16 protein-coding genes are annotated in these 20773 nt (G+C 69.5%); 5 read left to right on the top strand and 11 right to left on the bottom strand.

From position 1 onward, the window contains the following. Positions 1 to 24 precede the first annotated feature (24 nt). The 4 genes from ACH34T_RS34075 to ACH34T_RS34060 are packed head-to-tail and all read right to left on the bottom strand — an operon-like array spanning position 25 to position 5115. Positions 25 to 1344: a nucleotide sugar dehydrogenase gene (locus ACH34T_RS34075; protein WP_396025078.1), complete on the bottom strand. Its 1320-nt coding sequence runs from the start codon at positions 1342 to 1344 to the stop codon at positions 25 to 27. A 3-nt stretch (positions 1345 to 1347) separates the two neighbouring features. Beyond that, on the bottom strand, positions 1348 to 2991 hold the full coding sequence (locus ACH34T_RS34070; protein WP_396025077.1) for a glycosyltransferase family 2 protein: 1644 nt from the start codon (positions 2989 to 2991) through the stop codon (positions 1348 to 1350). Beyond that, positions 2981 to 4009: a Gfo/Idh/MocA family protein gene (locus tag ACH34T_RS34065; RefSeq protein WP_396025076.1), complete on the bottom strand. Its 1029-nt coding sequence runs from the start codon at positions 4007 to 4009 to the stop codon at positions 2981 to 2983. The genes ACH34T_RS34070 and ACH34T_RS34065 overlap by 11 nt, the downstream gene beginning before the upstream one ends. After that, positions 4006 to 5115, bottom strand: coding sequence for a DegT/DnrJ/EryC1/StrS family aminotransferase (locus ACH34T_RS34060; protein ID WP_396025075.1), 1110 nt, complete (start codon positions 5113 to 5115; stop codon positions 4006 to 4008). Before ACH34T_RS34060 ends, ACH34T_RS34065 begins: the two co-directional genes overlap by 4 nt. A 308-nt stretch (positions 5116 to 5423) precedes the next feature. Between ACH34T_RS34060 and ACH34T_RS34055 the strand changes: the two genes are divergently transcribed. Further along, entirely contained in the window at positions 5424 to 8870 is a 3447-nt protein-coding gene (locus ACH34T_RS34055) for an NACHT domain-containing protein (RefSeq protein WP_396025074.1), read from the top strand. Positions 8871 to 8889: 19 nt separating this feature from the next. Then, on the top strand, positions 8890 to 10179 hold the full coding sequence (locus tag ACH34T_RS34050) for an SDR family NAD(P)-dependent oxidoreductase (RefSeq protein WP_396025073.1): 1290 nt from the start codon (positions 8890 to 8892) through the stop codon (positions 10177 to 10179). Positions 10180 to 10228: 49 nt separating this feature from the next. Here the strand turns inward: ACH34T_RS34050 and ACH34T_RS34045 are convergent, their stop codons facing one another. Beyond that, positions 10229 to 11821, bottom strand: a complete 1593-nt coding sequence (locus ACH34T_RS34045; RefSeq protein ID WP_396025072.1) for a hypothetical protein — start codon at positions 11819 to 11821, stop codon at positions 10229 to 10231. Here ACH34T_RS34045 and ACH34T_RS34040 point away from each other — a divergent pair. After that, the gene (locus tag ACH34T_RS34040; protein ID WP_396025071.1) at positions 11820 to 12500 is read left to right on the top strand and encodes a hypothetical protein; all 681 of its coding nucleotides are present in this window, start codon (positions 11820 to 11822) and stop codon (positions 12498 to 12500) included. The genes ACH34T_RS34045 and ACH34T_RS34040 overlap by 2 nt on opposite strands. Positions 12501 to 12519: 19 nt before the next feature. On the opposite strand, the gene ACH34T_RS34035 is transcribed toward ACH34T_RS34040, so the two are convergent. After that, positions 12520 to 13146 (bottom strand): hypothetical protein, encoded by a 627-nt coding sequence (locus ACH34T_RS34035; RefSeq protein WP_396025070.1) that lies wholly within the window; start codon positions 13144 to 13146, stop codon positions 12520 to 12522. A gap of 81 nt (positions 13147 to 13227) precedes the next feature. Further along, positions 13228 to 13866 (bottom strand): NAD(P)H:quinone oxidoreductase, encoded by a 639-nt coding sequence (wrbA, locus tag ACH34T_RS34030; RefSeq protein WP_396025069.1) that lies wholly within the window; start codon positions 13864 to 13866, stop codon positions 13228 to 13230. 126 nt (positions 13867 to 13992) lie between these two features. Between wrbA and ACH34T_RS34025 the strand changes: the two genes are divergently transcribed. Continuing rightward, complete coding sequence (locus ACH34T_RS34025; RefSeq protein ID WP_396025068.1) at positions 13993 to 14484, top strand: MarR family winged helix-turn-helix transcriptional regulator; 492 nt, start codon at positions 13993 to 13995, stop codon at positions 14482 to 14484. An 87-nt stretch (positions 14485 to 14571) separates the two neighbouring features. Here the strand turns inward: ACH34T_RS34025 and ACH34T_RS34020 are convergent, their stop codons facing one another. Next, complete coding sequence (locus ACH34T_RS34020) at positions 14572 to 15162, bottom strand: dihydrofolate reductase family protein (RefSeq protein ID WP_396025067.1); 591 nt, start codon at positions 15160 to 15162, stop codon at positions 14572 to 14574. A gap of 333 nt (positions 15163 to 15495) precedes the next feature. Between ACH34T_RS34020 and ACH34T_RS34015 the strand changes: the two genes are divergently transcribed. Then, entirely contained in the window at positions 15496 to 16884 is a 1389-nt protein-coding gene (locus tag ACH34T_RS34015; protein WP_396025066.1) for a beta-propeller fold lactonase family protein, read from the top strand. A 215-nt stretch (positions 16885 to 17099) separates the two neighbouring features. On the opposite strand, the gene ACH34T_RS34010 is transcribed toward ACH34T_RS34015, so the two are convergent. The 3 genes from ACH34T_RS34010 to ACH34T_RS34000 form a co-directional block, all read right to left on the bottom strand. After that, complete coding sequence (locus tag ACH34T_RS34010; protein WP_396025065.1) at positions 17100 to 18050, bottom strand: VOC family protein; 951 nt, start codon at positions 18048 to 18050, stop codon at positions 17100 to 17102. Beyond that, entirely contained in the window at positions 18047 to 19180 is a 1134-nt protein-coding gene (locus tag ACH34T_RS34005; RefSeq protein ID WP_396025064.1) for a helix-turn-helix domain-containing protein, read from the bottom strand. Before ACH34T_RS34005 ends, ACH34T_RS34010 begins: the two co-directional genes overlap by 4 nt. Positions 19181 to 19405: 225 nt before the next feature. Then, entirely contained in the window at positions 19406 to 20761 is a 1356-nt protein-coding gene (locus ACH34T_RS34000; protein ID WP_396025063.1) for a hypothetical protein, read from the bottom strand. Positions 20762 to 20773 lie beyond the last annotated feature (12 nt).

Genomic DNA, 20773 nt, shown 5'->3' with positions numbered 1-20773 from the left:
CGGGAAGGGGCGGATACGGCGCGCTCAGGGCGTTCTCCGCGCGTCGGCCCCGCTCTGGTCCGGGGCGCCGATGACGACGCGGTGCACGCCCGTCCAGCGGGACGGGTCGGTGACGCGGCGGCCGTCGACCAGGGCCTTGACGCCCGGCAGGTCGTCCGCGCCGAGGTCGCGGTAGGCGGCGTGGTCGGCCTGCACGACGGCGGCCGTGACGGGCTCGCCCCGGTGCGGCGGCAGGCCAAGGGCCTCCAGTTCTCCGGCCGTGTACATCGGGTCGGACACGTACGGGACGGCCCCGCGCTTCCGCAGCGCCTCCACGGTCGGGAAGACGCCGGAGAACGCCGTCTCCTTGACCCCGCCCCGGTATGCCGCGCCCAGGACCAGGACCGGGGCGCCGGTGAGGTCGCCGTAGGCGTCCGCGAGAAGGCCGACGGCGTATTCGGGCATCGCCATGTTGGCCTCGCGGGCGGTGCGGACGACGGTCGCGTCCGGGTCGTTCCACAGGTACATCCGCGGATATACGGGGATGCAGTGGCCGCCGACCGCGATGCCCGGCTGGTGGATGTGGCTGTACGGCTGCGTGTTGCAGGCCTCGATCACCTTCATGACGTCCACTCCGACCGTGTCGGCGTAGCGGGCGAACTGGTTGGCGAGGCCGATGTTGACGTCCCGGTACGTCGTCTCGGCGAGCTTTGCCAGCTCGGCGGCCTCGGCGGAGCCGAGGTCCCACACGCCGTTCGGACGGTCCAGGTCGGGCCGCTCGTCGAAGTCGAGGACCTGCTCGTAGAACTCCACGCCGTGCCGCGCGGACGCGTCGTCGACGCCGCCGACGAGCTTCGGGTAGCGGCGCAGGTCGGCGAACACGCGGCCCGTCAGGACGCGTTCCGGGCTGAACACCAGGTGGAAGTCGGTGCCCGCGGTGAGGCCCGACCCCTCGGCGAGCATCGGCGCCCAGCGGTCCCGGGTCGTGCCGACCGGCAGCGTCGTCTCGTAGCTGACCAGCGTCCCCGGACGCAGGCCCTCGGCGATCGACCGGGTCGCCGCGTCCATCCAGCCGAAGTCGGGCGTGCCGGCCTCGTCCACGAACAGCGGGACGACCACCACGACCGCCTCGGACTCGGCCACGGCCGACGCCGTGTCCGTCGTCGCCGTCAGCAGCCCGGCCCGCACCGCCTCGGCGAGATGGACGTCGAGGTCCGCCTCGCCGGGGAAGGGCTCGCGGCCGGCGTTCACCTCGGCGACGACGCGTTCGTCCACGTCGGCGCCGGTCACCCGGTGGCCGTTTCGGGCGAACTGCACCGCCAGCGGAAGACCGATCTTGCCGAGCGCGACCACGCAGATCCGCATGTGCTACCTACCTCCAAGGGACGTCACGCGCCGGAGCCGCCTGACGACGGCACGGACCGGAAGGGACGGGCGTGTCTCGATCGCCGTCGTGCCGCGCTTGTCGCCGCGCACCGACAGACGGTAGGGCCTGATCCGGTGCCAGACGAGCGATTTGCACGGACCGGGCAGGCCGGCGGGCACGGCGACGTCATAGGCCTCACCGGACGCCCGGACGATCAGCCGCAACGTGCGCTTGGCCGTGCCGGACGCGAACAGCAGCCGCTTCGGCATCCGCACGGTCAGGGTCAGGCCGTCGTCGCCGAGGGCCCGGCCCACCTCCGCGCCGGACGCCTCGTCCAGCCGGACGCGCCCGTCCCGCCCGCGGACGGCGAGCGCGAGGTGGACGGTCTCCGGGTCCTTCGCATCCGGGCCGGTGATCGGCGTCCGCACGGTGACCTCGACGATGTCGTCCGAGCGCCGCGCGCCGACCGCGCGCACCTCGTCCGCGAGCCGCCTGCGGAGCCCTTTGGTGACCTCGTACAGGTCGTCGGGCAGGCCGGCCGCCGCGTCCTCGAAGCCGTGGTAGGCGTGGTAGGCGCGGCCGTCCTTGAGCCTGATCGGGTAGGTCTTGCCCGCCGCGTCGGCCTCGATCGCCGCGCAGAGCCGGTCGACGTCGCCGCGCTGCGCCATGCGGAGCCGCACCCGCCGGACGATGGGCAGCAGGGCCAGCACGTCGTCGGGCACATACCGGTCGACGATGGCGCCGACGCGCGTGCACACGTCGCGGCGGGCGGCGCCGTCCAGGTCGAGGAGGCCCTCCCGGATCGGCTTCGTCAGCTCCCACTTGGCGTGCCGGTGGACGAGCGCGTTCCGCTCAGGGCCCGGCTCCAGCAGCCCGTCGACGAACTCGAAGAGCCGCTCGGCGCACTCCAGCCGGGTGTAGACCTCGACGGTGCCCTGCGTGATGTTGCCGCCGTCGTCGCGGAGCATCGCGTAGTAGCAGGTGTAGTCGGCCAGCACCGAGATCCGCGCGGCGCGCACGCACGCCTCGATGGTGAACGGCTGGTCGCTGCCGATCCGCATGTCCTCGGGGAAGCGGAGCTTGTGCCGCTCGATCAGGTCGCGGCGGAACAGCTTGCAGTTGGACAGCAGCCACGGCAGCGGCGAGTCGAACAGGTCGACGTCGACGCGGTTCTCGGCGAACAGTTCCTGCTTGACCTCGCGCCCGCCGACGCCCTTCATCCTGCCGACGAGGACGTCGGAGCCCCAGCCGTCGGCCGCCTCGACCATCCGTTCCAGGGCCTCGCGGCCCAGGTGGTCGTCGGCGCCGACGAAGTACACGTAGCGGCCTCGCGCGACGTCCAGGGCGCGGTTGCTGGGCGCGGCCGGGCCGCCCGAGTTCGGCTGGCGCAGCACCCGGACGATGTCCGGATACTCCTTGGCGAACCGGTCCAGCTCGGCTCCGCTGCCGTCGGTGGAGCCGTCGTCGACCGCGACGACCTCCATGCGGTCCGCGCCGATGCTCTGCTCCACCAGGGAGTTCAGGCAGCCGGTCAGGTACGGCATCGTGTTGTAGACGGCGACGACGACCGTGACGTCGACGCCGCGCGAGTCCTCGGCGGGGGGACGATCCCCCGCACCCCTGGGCGGCCCGGGGTCAGACGGCACCAAGCACCCCTGACGGCTGGAGCGAGACCGTCTCACCGAGCCTCGCCGACTCAAGAACGGCGGCCGAGACCTCGACCGTCCGCAGGCCCTGCCGCAGCGTCACGATTCCCCCGCCGTTCTCCCCGCCGTCCGCGGCGACCGCGTCGCGGAACCGTTCGTGCTCCACCAGCAGCGGTTCCCGCTTCGGGATCGCGTACCGGATCATGTCGCCCTCGGACACGCCGCGGAACGCCCGCAGCGCCTCCCATTCCGTGCTCAGCTCCCCGTTCGCGTAGAACGTCAGGTCGGCGGTGAGGGTGTCGGCGACGAAGCAGCCGCGCTCCCCCGTGACGACCGTCGTCCGCTCCTTGAGCGGGCTGAGCCAGTTGACCAGGTGGTTCACCATTGAGCCGTCCGTCAAACGTCCGACGGCGGCGACCATGTCCTCGTGCGGGCGTCCGCTGCGCGCCACCGTGTGCGCGCAGATGGACGCGTAGTCCTGACCGGTCACCCACCCGGTCAGGTCGATGTCGTGGGTGGCGAGGTCCTTGACGACGCCGACGTCGGCGATGCGGTGCGGGAACGGACCCTGGCGGCGCGTGACGACCTGGAACACGTCGCCGAGCTCGCCCGCCTCCAGCCGTGCCCGCATGCTCTGCAACGCCGGGTTGTAGCGCTCGATGTGCCCGACCCCGGCGACCAGCCCGCGCGACTCGAACGCCGCCACCAGCCGCTCCGCCGCCGCCACCGACTCGGCGAGCGGCTTCTCGATCAGCGCGCCGACGCCCGCGTCCGCCAGCGCCAGCCCGATCTCCTCGTGCAGCGCCGTCGGGCACGCGACCACCGCGTAGTCGATGCCGAGCGCCACCAGGTCGGAGAGGGACTCCAGCATCGGGACGCCGTGCGGGGCGCCGTCCGGACGTCCCGCCGGGTCGACGACCCCGACGAGGTCGACGCCGTCCAGCCCCGCCAGGACGCGCGCGTGGTTGCGTCCCATCACCCCGAGCCCGATCAGACCCGCCCGCAGCGGCGCGCTCACGACGCTCCCCCCGCCTCGTTGACGGCGTCGGCGACACGTGCAAGGTCGTCCTCACCGAGCGCCGGATGCACCGGCAGCGACAGGACCTCGCGCGCCGCCCGCTCGGTCTCGGGCAGGTCCCAGCGCGGGTCGGGACTCCCGTCCTTCAGGAACGGCCTCAGCCGGTGGACGGGCGTCGGATAGTAGACCGCGCTGCCCACGTTCCGCTCGCCCAGATGCCGCTGGACGGCGTCCCGGTCACCGCGCACCCGGACCGTGTACTGGTGGTAGACGTGCGTCGCGCCCTCCGCGACCGGCGGCGTGACCGCCTCGGTGATCTTCGCGTTGAGGAACCCGGCGTTCGCGCGGCGCCGCTCCGTCCACCCGGCGAGCCGCGTGAGCTGCACCCGCCCGATCGCCGCGGCGACGTCGGTGAGCCGCATGTTCGCGCCGACGATCTCGTTCGCGTACCGCTGCTCCATGCCCTGGTTGCGCAGCAGCCGCAGCGTCCGCGCGGTCTCCGCGTCCGCGGTGGTGATCATGCCGCCTTCCAGCGCGTGCATGTTCTTCGTCGGGTAGAAGCTGAAACACCCGATCGCGCCCATCGCACCGGCCGGGACCCCGTCGACGGAGGCGCCGTGCGCCTGGCAGGCGTCCTCCACGACGGCGAGCCCGTGCCGCTCCGCGAGCGGCCCGATGCGCTCCATCGCCGCCGGATGCCCGTACAGGTGCACCGGCATGATCGCGGCGGTCCGCGGGCCGACCGCGGCGGCGACGGCGTCCGGATCCATGCAGAACGAGCGCGGATCGATGTCGACGAAGACGGGCTCGGCGCCGACGAGCCGCACCACGTTCGCGGTCGCCGCGAACGTGAACGACGGGACGATCACCTCGTCGCCGGGCCCGAGGCCCAGCGCGAGCAGGCCGAGATGCAAGGCCGACGTCCCCGAGTTGACCGCCACGCAGTGCCGTCCCGCCACGATCTCGGAGAACTCCTCCTCGAACGCGGCGACCTCGGGCCCCTGGACGACCCGTCCGCTGCGCAGCACGCGCACCGCGGCCTCGATCTCCGCCTCCCCGATCACGGGACTCGCCGCTGGGACGAGACCTTCCGATTCCACGGGCATGCACAGACTCCTTAGCGGATAACGGTGAGCGGCCGGCTTCCTGACGGGGAACGGAGCGCAACAACATGCTCACAATTAGCGGAAGCCTCGCCTAACAGGCAGATTCTAGCCAAGCCAGCCGGTTCCGAGGACGAAGTCGATCATATGTGGCGGTCTGCCCGCCCCGGGAGAAGACCGGGCACTGTCCAGATTCATTCCAAGTATCAGATTGGCGACGGCAGGGCGAGCACGAGGTAAAGCCGGTTTAGTGGGTTTGCAAGCTCTTGCCCTACCCCGGGAGCCCGGCCGCCGTGCGAACACTGAGGTTCATGGGACGCACCCTGCTCGGAGCATCACTGCTGGTCGCCGCGGGCGTCGCCGTCAACCAGATCCTGAACAACGGGAAACTCAGCTGGAACTGGGGCTACCTCGCACTGGCGTTCACCGTCCTGGGCGGATTGCTCCAGGCGGCCCCACAGCCCGCCACACCAGCCGCGGAGACCACGACGCCGCCCATGCGGCGCCCATGGCGTGCACGTCACACGTACTTACGACGAATGCGTTCGTCCGTCGACCAGATGGAGACGATCGGGCTCGTCACCCAGGCGGAATTCGTCTTGCGGACCCGTCAGGTCTACGTCGACGTGATGCTCCAGCCCAAGCCGGTCACCGACACGGTCACCGACACCGGCATCGGGGCCGTCCCGTCGGCGCCCGGCCAGCGGGACTCGCTGGCGTCCTTCCTGACCCCGGGCCGTGTACTCGCGGTCCTGGGTGCGGCAGGGTCCGGAAAGACGACCCTGGCCCGTTACACCGCCCTGGAACTGGCCGAGAAGCGGTGGCGCCGACGGCTGCTTCCGGTCCTGCTTTACCTGCGAGACCAGGCCGAGGCGATCCGGACGGGAGAGCCTGAGAACCTCGCGCCGATCGCGGCGGCCGCCCCATGGCTGGGCGGCGCGATCCCGGCCGAGTGGCTGGAACGCCGCCTCGCACGCGGTCAATGCGTCGTGTTACTGGACGGCCTGGACGAAGTCGCCGACGCCGATGACCGTCGCCGCGTGGTGCGGTGGGTGGAAGACCAGATAAGCCGCTATCCGGGCAACACCTTCGTCGTCACGTCCCGGCCGCTGGGGTACAAGGACAACCGGCTTTCCAGCGCTGACGTCTTACAGGTGCAGCGATTCACCAGCGGACAGATACGCGCGTTCCTGCACGCCTGGTACCGGGCCATCGAGCATCGTTCCCGCCAAGGCGACGCGCAGGAGATCGACCGGATCGCTGCCCGCGACGCTGACGACCTGTTTCAGCGGATCAGCGGCCGTCCCGCCCTGTACGACCTGGCCGCGAACCCGATGCTGCTCACCATGATCGCCAACGTGCACCGGTACCGCGCCGGGAGCCTGCCGCGCAGCCGGGCCTCGCTGTACGAGGAGATGTGCCAGGTCCTGCTCCACCGCCGCCAGGAGGCCAAGAACCTGCGCGACACCGACCTGGAGGGCCTGAGCGGGGAACGGAAGGAACGCATCATCCAAGAACTGGCGTGGCACATGATGCGCAACCACCTGCGCGACATCCCCGTCGCGCAGGCCGAGCGCGCGATCCGGGACGTGCTCCAGCGCACCGCTCCCAACCTCACGCCCGAGGCGTTCCTCTCCCACGTCAGGCGCAGCGGCCTGCTCCTGGAGCATCAGCACGGGCAGTACAGCTTCGCCCACCTCACCCTGCAGGAGTATCTGGCGGCCGCGCTCGTCCCCGGGCACGCTTCCCGGCGTCAAGTCCTGGTGGAGAACGTCGGTGACCCCTGGTGGCGGGAGACCACCCTGCTGTGGGCCGCCCGCGCGGACGCCAGCCCGGTCGTGGAAGCGTGCCTGGCCGCCCGCACCGTCGCCACGCTCAACCTCGCCTACGCCTGCGCGAGCGAAGCCCGCGAACTCGACCCCGTGCTCCGCGCCGACCTTGACCGGCTCCTGAATACAACGCATAGCGACCCCGCCGAAGTCCGGTTGCTGAATGGTGTAGCCGCTACACGCGCCCTGCAGGACACGCGAGCTCTCGACAACAGCGGCACGCGCATCTGCGCTCACCCTGTCCCCGATAACCTCTGGACTCGCTACTTCCGCGCCCACGCACACCCTGGATTCGTCGACCGATTCGCGGACCTCGAGAGCTTTCTCATCTGGCTCAACAGCCTGGTCAGCGACGGCATCAGCTACCGGCTGCCCACCGCGGAGGAAGCCCAGCAGGCCCTCGGCAGCGACCTGTATCCCGACCCTGGGACGATCCTGTACGCCACCGACCACGACCGGGACAGTGCCCCGAATGAGGTGCGTCTCATTCTCGGTGAATCCGCACGGCATCCTCATGAGCCTGCACCGGAACAGATCGAGGCCCATCCGGAACTGATCCTCCGCCAGACCCGTCTTGTCTGCCGGCTCCTCGGTTCCCGCTCAGGTCTCCCCTTTACTCACCTGCTCAGTTATGCCAGCCCTCGCGACCTCAGAAACCCTCGTCATCAACTACTGCACGTGATCGACCTCGCCTTCGAGCTTGCCTGCAAGCTCGCTCACTGCCGCCGCCGCCTCCGTAAAGGTGAGCTCGGCTTCTACTCAGGCCCTTCCTGGGATCCCGTTCGCATATTCGACATGTTCCATGCCAGGAAGCTGGCCAGTGATCTCAACGACGCACTCGGCATCGTCCGCACCGTTGAGCAAGCTCTCACCGCAGTCTTCAGGTATGGCCTTGACCAGGAATTTGTCGGTGTCCGCGCCGATTCTTCCACTCTGAATCGAGTTCTCAGTCAGGCGATCGTCGAGGTCCTCCACCTCGCCCCCCATCGAGACCTTTTCTCCGACCAACAACTCGCCAGTGCCGTCAACGAAGCCCACGAACTCGCTGACGCCTTTGCCGGCCCCCAAGGCCACGACAACGACCCAGACCACATCGATGCTCTCAATGCGGTGCTCCGCGACCTCATCGCCCATGACGCCGCTGCCCGCAATCTCAACGGCAACCTCGACATCGACCTCGACCGCAGCCGCAGCATAGACGAGATCTCCCATCTTGGCGCCGCCCATTTCCGCTTCGATAGCCGCAGTTCCAACATCGCGAGCTACTTCCATTTCGCAAGTGCACATACCCGCGAGCACGCCGCTTATCTGCAGAGTCTCGATGTCGATACCACCGCCCATATCACCGCCGTCGCAGGTACTTTCGCCTTGGGCAACGGTCTCGCCCTCGCCGGCGACTTGGCCCTGGCCCGTCTCATGGCCACCAGTGACGTATGGGCCCAAGGGGTGCACGCCGTGACCGGACTGGCGGGGGCCTGTGACCAACTAGTGCGTCACCATATGGAGATCTCGACTCCTGAACGGACCTACCGCAGTCGCCAGACAGACAGGGTGCCAACGTCGTTCGGTGATTTCCTCCGAGAGCAATTGAGCAACCTCCGACCTTGGCACCTCACCGATGATCCGGTCATGGCGATAGAACGTGCTCGGCGACGAGCGAACGTTTCTGGCATGAGGGACTTGGAGGCTTTGATCACGACCGCGTTGCTTTATTCTTCCCCACTATGGGAACGAAGCCGCCCAGTTCGGCAAAGTGACACGGTGCTGGCGGCCACCTGCGTCCTGGCCGCGCTGACCCTGTGCGACGAAGGGTCGACAGACCTGGTGTTGCCCGAACTGCTGCGCGGTGCACTGTGGGCGCTCGTCGCGTTGACGCCGGACACGGGAGGCCAGGCTGAGAGGGCAAAGCTGGTTTTGGTGCGGGATTGAGGTCGGTTTAATGGTGGGTGTGCGGGACGAGGATGTGCGGGCGTGTCTGCGGGTGTTGGCGGAAATGGTCGATGCGCCGGAAGGGGATCCTGATCTGGAGCGGGTGCGGGCGGCTGTGGGGGTGTTCGTGCGGCGGACGCGGGGGCGGGAGCGGGCTGCGGCGCGGCGGCGGGCTGCGGAGGCCGATGCGGAGATGCTGGCCGCTACGGCGACCGGGGCGCCGGGACGGGTGGAAGGCGCGCCTGCGGAGGCTCCGCTTGAGGTCGTCCCGGCTGGGACGCCGCTCAACAGGCTGCGCGCCTGCTATGTGTGCAAGGCGCATTTCCGGGAGGCGGACGAGTTCTACCACCGGCTGTGCCCGCCCTGCGCGGCGGAGCATCACCGGCACCGGCACGCGCGCGCCGATCTGGCGGGACGGCGTGCGATCGTCACGGGCGGACGGGTGAAGGCGGGGTTCGAGCTGGTACTGAAGCTGCTGCGGGACGGCGCCCACGTGACGGCCCTGACCCGGTTCCCGGCGGACGCGATCCGCCGCTTCTCCGAGGTCCCCGACCGGGACGACTGGTGGGACCGCCTCACGATCACCGGCATGGACCTGCGGGACATCCCCGCCCTCGTCCGCTGGTGCGACGAGCTGGCCGCGGCGGGCGAGCCGCTCGACATCCTGGTGAACCTGGCGGCGCAGACGCTGCGGCATCCGCCCGAGTCGTACGCCGGGCTGCTCGCGGGCGAGAACCTGCCCGCGCTTCCGGCGCCCGTCGCGTTGCCGGTCGCGACGCGGGCGGGTGAGGTGGACGTCGCGGGCCTGCTCCCCGACCCGTCGCCGGACAATTCCTGGACGCGGCTCGTGCACGAGGTCGATCCGGTGGAGCTGATCGAGGTGCAGCTCATCAACGTGACGGCGCCGTTCGTGCTGCTCGGACGCCTCCGCCCGCTCCTTGAGGCGTCGCCGCGTCCGCGCCGGTACGTGGTGAACGTGTCGGCCGTTGAGGGCCGGTTCGACAGCGTCTACAAGGGCGCGGAGCATCCGCACACCAATATGGCGAAGGCGGCGCTGAACATGCTGACGCGGACGACGGCGTCCGAGCTGGCGGAGCGCGGCGTCTACGTGACGAGCGTCGATCCGGGCTGGTTCACTGATCAGCAGCCGGAGCCCGACCGGGTGCGCCGGGCCGCCGCCGGGTTCCGGCCGCCGCTCGACGTCGTGGACGCGGCCGCCCGCGTCTACCACCCGATCGTGCGCGGCGAGCGCGACGGGGACCCGCCGCACGGCTGCCTGCTGAAGGACTTCCGCGTCGTCAGCTGGTGACCCGCGTGGTCAGCTGCTGACCCGCCTCGTCCGCTGGTGACCCGGGTCGTCAGCTGGTGACCTCGCCGGACGTTTCGAGGAGGTCCAGGAGCGTCCCGACGAATCCGTCCTGGAGTAGGCGCAACGCCATGATCCAGGCTTCGGGGCGGCCGCCGAGATTCCGGTCGGCGTGTTCGGCGAGGCGGCGCAGCACGCGCGGGTCGGGCAGGCCGCCCTGGGACGGTGCGAGGATCGCGTCCACGTCGGCCGTCCTGAGCACCTCGTCGGCCGTGGTGCCCCGCCGCTGCTCGAACAGCCGCGCGGCTGCTTGCCCGTAGGCGAGTTCAGGGTTCCAGTGTGCCGCCACCTTGGGGTCGCGTAGGCGGCGGGTGCGGCCGTGGCCGGTCTCGTCCACGAAGGGCGGGGTCAGCTGGACGTCCCCGTCCAGGCCGAGCAGCGCCCTGATCCGCGCCGTGCCGCGCAGGCCGGGGAGCCACAGCGCGTCGGCGACCACCCGCAGGGCCTCCTCCGGGACGGTCGCGACGACGAACTCGGCGTCGAACGTCCCCGCGACGAGCCCGTTCCCGACGACCTTGAGGAGCGCGTCGGCGCCCGGCCGCGCGCCCTGTCCATACAGGTCGGTGAGCAGTTCCGGCGCGGGGGCGTCGATGAAGACGGCCAGCTCGGGATGGTCGGCCACCACCCTCCGCAGGAGCGCGAGCGGAGCGTCGGTGCGCCGCACCATGAACCGGGCGGCCCGGTAGGGGATCGGGCCTCCGTCCGCGCCCACCGCGGACCAGTCGACGCGCGGGGTGCCCGGGTGACGGCGGTTCACCACCGTCCGGACGAACGGACGGCGGCCATTCCGCCACGGCTCGCAGGCGTCCGCGTCGGCGATGTCGGCGATCGAGCGGAGAGTCTCCGGTCGCCGCACCCGCTCGGCCAGTTCCCGGAGTCGGCGCGTCCCGTCCTCGCTCTTCAGCGCGGCCTGTGCGTAGGCCAGGACGCTTGGTTCCGAGGCGTTCGGTCCCCACCTGAACGCGGGGAGGCGTCCCTGCTCGACGAGGTCCCGGAGCTCGTGGGCGCGGTGGGCGTCCAGCAGCGTCCGGCAGGCCCGGATCGCGCCGTGCGGGTCGGCGCCCGCGCCGAGGCTCCGGAGCGCGCTCCCGGCCTGATCGGGGTCGGTCGCGTAGAGGATCGCCTGATCGAGCGCCTCTTTGCGCTGCGACAGCGCGCCTGTCCAGGTCTCCCCGGGCAGCGGCCTCGGCGTGACGCCGTCGCGGCGCGAGGTCTGGTGGGCGAGCTGGCGGCGCAGGTTCCGCGGAAGCCGGGTGAGCACCCCGTCGGCGATCAGCACGGTGGCGTTGACCTCGGGGTCGTCCAGGTCGAGCAGCCGCCCCAGCAGGGACGGCGGGTCCCCGACCAGCAGCGCCTGCTGGACGAGGAGATCCAGGTCGTCGACGCGCCCGCGCCTCAGCAGCGCCCCGAGTACGACCGCGTTCGGCATCCCGTGGCTGTTCACGGCCTGCCGGACGTGGTCGTCGGGGAGGCGGTCGAGCAGCGCGTCCATTTCCCGGGGCGTCGCGAATCGCAGGAGCCCGGCCGTGCAGCGGGCGATGTTCCGGGCGCGGGTCCTCTTCCAGGACTTTCGGTCGGGGGCCATGGATCATCACCGTATCGGTCAGCCGAGACGGGCAACGGAATTCGACGATTTCCGGCAGCATGGCGGAATGGCTCAGACCCTGTTGCCCAGCCGACACACCGCGTTACTGTGCGCCGCCGTTTATGCGGTCCTGCTCACCGGAACCGGCGTCGCTTCCGTCCTGTTGATTTCCCGCGGCATCGAGCAGGGCCTGGAAGTGTGGCCCGACGCGCAGATGGACACGCAAATGGTCGCGGCGTGGCGGGGCGCCGCCATCTGCGGTCACACGTCCGGCAGCGGGGTCGGCCTTATCTGCGCTTTGCTGTCCGGGCTGCTGGTCGCCCGCGCGGCAGCGGATCGGTCCCGCCGGACGGGAACGGCCCTGTCCGTGGCGGCAGGCACGGTCCTGGCGCTGGTGAACCTGTCGCTCGCCTGGTGGAAGGCGTCGCCCCGGCTCACTCACATGACCGGCGCCGTGGACGCGAGCGCCATCGACACGGATTTGCGGCACCACACCTGCGTCATCGTCGCCATTGCGCTGGTCTTCGCCGCCTATCTGGTAGTGGCGGCCGCGGGTTACCTCCTCGGCCGGGCCCGCAATGTCATGGGCGTGGCCCTCACTCTGGCGGTGCTGGTCGTGCTGGTGCCCCACGGACAGTTCGGCCTGGCAACGACCCTCGTCCCCAGCCCCGAGTTCTGAATCCCGCCGGCCGACACGGTCACGGGGATTGCAGCCAGAAATCGCGCAGGTCGTAGAAGACGGCGTCCTCGTCGAAATGGGCCATCTGTTCGTCGCGCCAGGCTTTGTAGTCCGGCGGCATCCGCGTGCGCTCGCCTTCACGCGCGGCCTCCCGGGAAGTGAAGTAGGCGACGCCGGTGCACGTGCCGTCCGGAGCGACGCAGAACATGCCGCCGATCATGTCGGGCCTCAACTGGGCCAAGGTCTCCTCGGCCTCCTCGGGCACGAACGGACGCACCGCCTCCCGATCGCGGACGTGGGTCTGCAAGATCTGGACGAACCCGGTCCGGTCCGGGTCGTCCCGTCCGAACGTCTCCACATCGGTGCACTCGGCGACGGTGACCTCCCCCTCGAACAGGTCGCGGACCTGGTCCCACCACCGCATCTGCTCGCGGCGCCTGTCGTTGCGATGCGCCGCCTTCTCCGACGCGAACCACACCAGGTTGAGGTAGACGCCGTCGTCGGTGAGGCCCCCGGTGCTGCCCAGCCACCCCCGGGCCCGGCGGCCGACGTCCCGCTGCCAGCGGTCGGCGGCGTCGCGCAGGGCGGCCGCGTCATGCGTCCGGCCCTTGACGACCTGGACACACGTCTTGCGCTGGCCGAACACCCTTACGACGCTACCGATCGCGGGGCAAACCGGATGTCATCACCAGTTGAAGATCCCACCGAGACGCCCGAAGGTCGAGGGTCAGGCGGCGCTGGCCTGGGCGGCGTTGAGGTGGGCGAGGGCGCGGGCGGTCTCGGCGAGGCGGCCGCCCTGGTGCCGGGCCGCCGCGAGGACGGCGGCCACGTACTCGGAGTCATGGGCCTGGGTCTCGACCTGGCTGATGCCGTAGGGGTTGCCTCCGGCGGCGTGCGCGATCTCGTAGTCGACCCAGCCGGGCGGCAGGACGACCGAGCCCCAGTGGTACATCGTCTGGTACAGGGCGAGCAGCGTGGACTCCTGGCCGCCGTGCGGGTCCTGGCTACCGGTGAAGCCGGTCACCGGCTTGTTGGCCATCTCCCCGGCGAGCCACAGCGGCGAGGTCGTGTCGAAGAACTGCTTCAGCTGGGAGCTGATGTTCCCGAACCGCGTGGGCGTGCCGAAGGCGTACCCGGTGGCCCAGGTCAGGTCGTCATGGGTGGCGGACGCGATGTGCTCGGTGGCGTCGAGATGCGCCCGCCACCGGGGGACGCCGTCGACCACGGCGTCAGATGCAAGTTCCGGAACCTTGCGCAGCCGCACCTCCGCGCCCGCGTCGGCCGCGCCCTTGGCGTACGCCTCGGCGAGGCGGTGGATGTTGCCGGTCGAGGAGTAGTAGATGACTGCGATCCGTGCGTCGTTCATCGCCCGTCCGATCCTGTGGCGCCCGCCCCGGCCGCCTTCGACGCGCCCGGGACGATTCGAGTTGACGTGTCAACTCAGACTCTAGGCACGTCCGAGTTGACACGTCAACTCGACTAGACTGGGACCATGGCGGACCCCCGTTGGCTGGACGCGCGCGAGGACCGCGCGTGGCGCGGCTACATGCGGATGCGCGCGCTCCTCGACCTCCAGATCACCCGGGACCTGGCCCGCGACTCCGGCCTCTCCCTCGCCGACTACCAGGTCCTCGTCGCGCTGTCGGAGACCCCGGGGCACCGCATCAGGCTGTACGAGCTCGCCGAACTCACCATGTGGTCGACCAGCCGCCTCGCCCACCAGCTAGACCGGATGAGCCGCCGCGACCTCGTGTGCAAGGAAGAACACCCGGACAACCGCCGCGCCGCCGTCGTCGCCCTCACCCCGACCGGCCTGCGCACCATCGAGGAGGCGGCGCCGCACCACGTCGAGTCCGTCCGCCGCCACCTCATCGACCTGCTCACCGACGACCAGATCGACGCCCTGGCCGCCGCCACCGAAACCGTCGTCCACCACCTCCGCACCCAAGAAGCCCGCCCCCGCCGCCGCCCAGACGACCGCTGACGCCCGGCGCCCAAGCGTCCGAAAGCCCAGCCGGACGCCGACGATCTGGAGGGCGTCGCCGCGTCGTCCGGTTCCGAGCCGTCGCGCCTATGGGTGGACGACGCGGTATCGCGAAACGATCGCGCCGCCCTTGAACACCTTGGCATCGGCCAGTTCAAGGCCGAGATCGACCGTGAGGCCGTCGAACACCTGAGGTCCGGAGCTGAGGACGGCCGGACTGACCGCGAGCAGGTACTCATCGACCACCCCGGGCGCAGAGGCGATCGGCGCGAGGGTCCGCGGGCCGCAGGACAGCATGATGTCCTTGCCGTCCTGCCGCTTCAACGCGGTGAGCTCGTCGACCAGGTCGCCACTGATGACCAGACGGTCGGTGGCGGGCGGCAAGGTCGTGGAGAAGACGACCTTGGCCAGGTTCCGCTGCACCTCGGCGAACGTGCGGTCCGCGGCGGTGATGACAGGTGCGTCGTTGGGAGTCTCACCACGGGCGACCTTGTCCCACCAAGGCACGATCGCCTCGTACGTCGCCCTGCCCATCGCCCAGGTGTCCGCCTGGGAGAACTGCTCGGCGATATAGGCCGTCTCTTCCTCTCCCCACGGGAACGGCTCCCAGAATCCCCCGTCGGCGTTAGCGATGCGGTTGTTCACGGTGGTCTGCATGTGAAACACGATCTTTCTCACCTGGAGAGCCTCCATCGTCGTGATATCTCTCTCAGAGAGACCACCCCTCGTACGAAAATTCATCGGCCCCCGGACGACCGCCGCGCCGCCGTCGTCACCTCACGCCGACCGCCCTGCGCGACGAGGGCCTCATCACCACCCATCGCCACCGCAACATCCGCCAGCCGGGATCACATTGATCAATTCTGACCTTCCGTGCACGAGCTCGGCTTGGAATGAACCGATGCGGCGCGCTTTCCGTGGCTATTGACACAGCCATGTCGATGACGACGGGAAGGTCGGGCAATGAAGCTTCGGAACCGTGCCCTGGGTTGCTTACTGGCGGGAGTCGTGGTGACGCCGCCGATCGCCCAGTCCTCCGCGTCGGCGAATCCGGTGACCGAGCCGCCGAGCCGCCGCAACGCACTTTACGTACTGCACCTCTTCTCCAACGACATCACCACTTTCACACTGGGCCCCACCGGGCGTCCCACGCCGACCGGCGACCGCATAGCGACCGGCACCATGCCGCGCGGTTTCGTCTTTACACCCGACGGGCGCAGGGTTTACACGGCCAACGGCGGCGACGGCACGATCTCGGCGTACATGGTCGGCGACCACGGCGAACTCTCCGTCCTGGGCGATCCGGCTCCGACCGGCGGGCAGGGACCTTTCGGCATCGCCATCTCCCCGGACGGCAAAACCCTGTACACCGCCAACCTCGATTCCGGCACCGTTTCGGCCCTGTCGATCGGCGCGAACGGAACACCCCGGTTGATCGGGACGCCGGTGCCCACCAACGCACCCGAACCACGAACCGTATCGGCGACGGCGGACGGACGCTTCGTCTACGTCAGCCACGGCCGCCCCGCCACAGGCCGCGAAGACGTAATGGTCGTATTCGCCGTCCAACCCGATGGCGGCCTGGTGCGCACCGCGCTACCGCCGGTCTCGGTCGGCTCCGGCGGAAACGGCTCCGACATCACCCCGAACGGCCGCTTCATCTACGTCGCAAGCACCGGATCGGACGCCGTGTACGCCTTCCGCATCGGCCGGAACGGGAGCCTGTCACCCGTGCAGGGCTCCCCCTTCCCCACCGCCGACTTCCCCGAGGACGTGGCGGTCACCCCGGACGGCCGGCACCTTTACGTCACCAGTCCCAACCACGACAACACCGTCACACGGAACGTGACCGCGTTCTCAATAGGACGCGACGGCACACTGCGCACCGTCCCAGGCTCGCCCTTCGAGTCGGGCAAAGCCTCCGTCGGAATCACCCCCAGCCGCGACGGACAGAATCTCTACGTGAGCAATTTCGAGTCCCACGACCTCGCGACCTACACCATCGGCAAGATCGGTGTACTCGACCAGATCCCAGGCTCACCGATCCCGACCGGCGGCCTCTCTCCCACCTTCCAGGGCGTCGCCGTCCCGCCCAACCAGGGGCCGCGCGCGTCCTTCCAAACCACCGTGACCGACCGCACCGCCCGCTTCAACGGCACCACTTCCGCCGACGAGGACGGCAAAATCGCCCGCTACGACTGGACGTTCGGCGACGGCACCACAAACCCCAACGGCGGCCCAAACCCAACACACACCTACCGGCGACCCGGCACATACAAGGCCACCCTCACCGTCACCGACGACGAGGGCTGCACCACCGCCTTGATCTTCACCGGCCAAACCCCCCTCTGCACCGGCTCCCCCGCCGCCCGCACAACCAAAACAATCACCATCGAATAAGACAAAGGAGAGCACGAAAAGCCCCGCCAGTCCCGGCGGATTCGAGGGTCGTCGCAACACCGGTCGTGTCGGGAGCCTAGAGCGTGTCTGACAATGCTCCGGTCCAGGCGATCACGGCGTTTGAGGACGAAGCCGACGCGATAGGTAATGGCCTACTGGGCGGACTTACAGCCCCGAGGAGGTTGGCAACACATCCTAATTGGGCCGATCGGACGTCAGTTCTTCTTCAGTTCCTCGGCGAGCATCACGATGATGCCGCTGGGACCGCGGACGTACGTGAGCTTGTAGATGTCCTCATAGGTGGCCACGCCGCGAAGCGGACGGCATCCGTGTTTCGCGGCTATCTCAAGGGCTTCGTCGATGTCGTCGACTGAGAAGGCGACTCGGTGCATGCCGATCTCGTTGGGACGAGTGGGCTCCGACTCGATCGCTTCGGGGTGGATGTACTCGAAGAGCTCAAGGCGACCGTGACCGTCTGGCGTCTGGAGCATCGCAATCTTGGCGTGGTTGCCATCGAGGCCGACGGCAGTGTCGGTCCACTCACCACTGACCGTGTCACGGCCGACGACCGTGAGACCGAGGTCTGTGAAAAAGGAGATCGCTGCTTCGAGGTCGCGAACGGTGATGCCGACGTTCTCAAATTTGATGGCCATGTGTCGCATGCTACCGAGCCGGGCCGATGAGCTCCGCTGGCGAGCCGCGACTCGATCGAACAAGCCCGGCGAGCAATCAGGAACCACGGTGGGACTGACGACTGCCGGGATCCAGGCGATGACGGCGTTGAGGACGACGGCGGCGCGGTAGACGGTGGCGTGCCTGTCGTATCGGTCGCGACTCCTCGCCATGATCCCGCGCGAGCGCAGGTGCGAGCGTATGGCGCGGGACGAGTACGCCTTGTCGCCTCGGACCGCGTCCGGACAAGTCCGCGGCCGATCGGTGTCTCTGCCGACGCGCAGCTGCGCCATGAGCGTCGGGAACATCGGCGAGTCACCGGCCCGCCCGGGCGTGATCAGCGTCACCAACGAAAGCCCGCCGCCGTCGACGAGCTGGTGGATCTTCGTCGACAGGCCGCCTCGGGACCGGCCGATGCCGTGATCAGGCGGCTCGAATTCGTGCAGTTTGATCCGGCCCCTGTGTGGCGGGCGCGGCGGTGGGTCCGTGCTCAACCGTGCGTGCCCTGGTCGTGGGTGCCTTCCCGGTAGTCGCGCGGGGAGATGCCATAGGCGCGGCGAAACGCCCGGGAGAAGTCTGAGGCGTGCGTGAAGCCCCATCGCGCGGCCAGGGCCTGAATGGGAATGGTGCGCCGGGTAGGGTCGGCCAGGTCGCGGCGGGCGCGTTCCAGCCGCTGGGTCCGCACCCACCCGGCGACCGTGCGGCCGTCCCGGCGGAACAGCCGGTGCAGGTAGCCCACCGAGATGTGGTGCGCGGCCGCGATCGTTCCCGGTGTCAGGTCGTGGTCTCCCAGGTGGGCCAGCACGAACGCCTGGATCCGCAGGGGCAGCGCCCGGCTGTGGGTCTCCTCCGGCAGCAGGCGCCCGGCGTCCAGCTCGTGGGCGAACATCGCCGCCGCCAGGTCACGCAGCACTTCCCCCAGGCGCGGGGCGTCGGCGGGCCCGAAGGCGGCCGGCTCGCGCAGGATCCGCGTGATCATGTCGGCAAGCATCCCGCCGAAACCACTGTCTCCCGGGAGTGGACCGGTCAGCAGAGGAGCCACCGTGTCTTCGTTCAGCCCCAGCACGGACTTGGGAACGGTCAGCGCGACCGCGGCCGGACTGCGGCGGCCCTCGGGCACCGACCACAATGAGTGCGGACGACAGGAATCGTGCACGACCCACTGCCCGACCGCACCTTCGATCTCGCGGCCGGACTGTTCGGCGCCGATGCGGCCACGCCTGCACAACTCCAGTGCGTAGACGCCGTCATCAGCTTGCCGGATCATCCGCGGGGTACGGATGGCATGGATCGAGGGGAGACGGGTGTGGGCCACCGCGACTGTCCCCAGCAGCGCCATGTTCAACGTGAAATTGAAGTCGGCGGCGTGGTCGGAACGGATCTGGTGTTTGCACGGCAGCTTGCTCACCAGATCACACCAGGCATCGAACCGGTCCCCAGGCTCAAAATCCTCACCGCGCAACACCGTCGTGATCACGCGATCCTCCCGCACACCGCAGCAACCAACGGCGGCGCCGACGCAGATGCCCGGCCCGTGCGCCACCAGCTCACCAAGAGAGCTACCACGGGGAATGGAACCGAAAAGCCCGACAACAGAAAAAAGGAAGCTGAACCGCGACGGCATAATGCCCACCTCGCCACATCCAAACTGGCCCAAACGCATAACTTCCGCCACTTGCGTTCTTCCATTGCGCCACTCCCAGCCCGTTCACAGATTGATGCCGACGATCGCGCACAGCCTTGTTGGAGTACTAGAAGGTGAGCCCGGAGGACGACGGGAGTAACGAGCCCACCTCTGCCGGAAGCCAGAGACCTCCGAGGGCTCCATGACACATGTCCCGCTGTGCGCTCAGGTTCCGATCAGCGCGGAGTGGATGTGGTCGTCAAGGTCCGCCACGAAGGCCTCACGACGCCAAGGGCGCAGCTCCTGGCGTGCGAGCTTGAGCCGCTGAGCTGGAACGCGTGCCCGAGTGGCGCCGATGAGCTCGACGCATTCGTGCAACTGCTCGGTCGCCGCCTCTGGAGCGCCGGCACCGGACGTGCGCAGTCGCGCGAGCGCGCGATCGGTCAGGACGATGGCGCGCTGGACACCCTCGCGGGACCTTGTCAAAGCCTCGGCGGACCTCGCCAGCTGGCGTTCGGCGGCCTCCGCGTCACCGAGGAAGATCCCGCACACGCCCTCGAAGCCGCGCAGCCGCCCCATGCTGAACGAGCCCGCCATCGGATCGCCCGCTGTGTCGGAAGTAAGGTCGCGCCAAGCCCTGTGCAGGGCCGCCTGGGCACGGCGAGCCTGCGGAGGCCGGCTGCGCGCCGCCATCTCGGCCTGGAGCGCCTGCGCCCGCGCCCTCATGAGGACGCTGTCGCCACGGCGAGCGTCCCGCGCGGCGGCGTCGGCGATGCGGCGGGCGCGACCGATGTCACCGGTGGAGTAGTAAGTGACCATCGTCTGGCTGGAACGGATCAAAGCCCGCCGCGAAAGATCGAACTCGCCCGCGATCGCCACCGCTTCCGAGTACAACGCCAGCGCGGCAGAGTCGTCACGCGTCTCGAAGGCGAGGCGGGCGGCCAGCGCAAGGGCGCGTGCTGCGACCGTGTTCAGCCGGGCCCGCAGTTCTGCAGAATGGTCGCCCAGCAGCAAATGTCGACATGCTTCCACGACGGCCGCTTGGGCAAGGTGGAGCCGCACGAACGGAACCGTGCCGATCTGCCCGTCGACCGCCACGCTCGCCGCGTCGATCCCCTCGAGAACCGAAACGCTCAATGACTCGGGCCGGGCCAGCACACCGGCCAAATCGGCACGTGTCGAAGCTCCGAGAAAGGCCAGCAGGCTCGTTCCTGTATCAGTGACAGCGGCGACGACCGTGTTCGTCAGCTCGTCGATCCGCTCGGATGGCACGCCGAGAAGCGCCAGTGTGTCGACTAACTCGCGGAAGTCCGAACCGGAGCCGAGGGCCACCGATCCAGCGGGCGTGCGGGCGTAGACGTGCGCGAGAAGCACCTGATATTGGTCGTCGGGAACGCTGACCGCCGCCTCCCAGCGCCCGATGGTCCGCCGGATGCTGTTCAGCTGGGCCGTGCCGATGCGTGTGATGTGCAGCCTGCGGCCTTGCGAACGGAGTTGTGCGGCCAGCTCGGTCCAGGACCAGCCTCGCTTCGTGCGCAGCCGCCGCAGAGCACGGGCTCCGGCGTTGCGTTGTCCGTCCATCCTCGCAGTACA

The organism is Actinomadura sp. 9N215 (assembly GCF_044326345.1).
Lineage (GTDB): Bacteria > Actinomycetota > Actinomycetes > Streptosporangiales > Streptosporangiaceae > Spirillospora.
The sequence above is the reverse complement of the archived record's forward strand: the minus strand, read 5'-3'. Positions and strand labels throughout refer to the sequence as shown.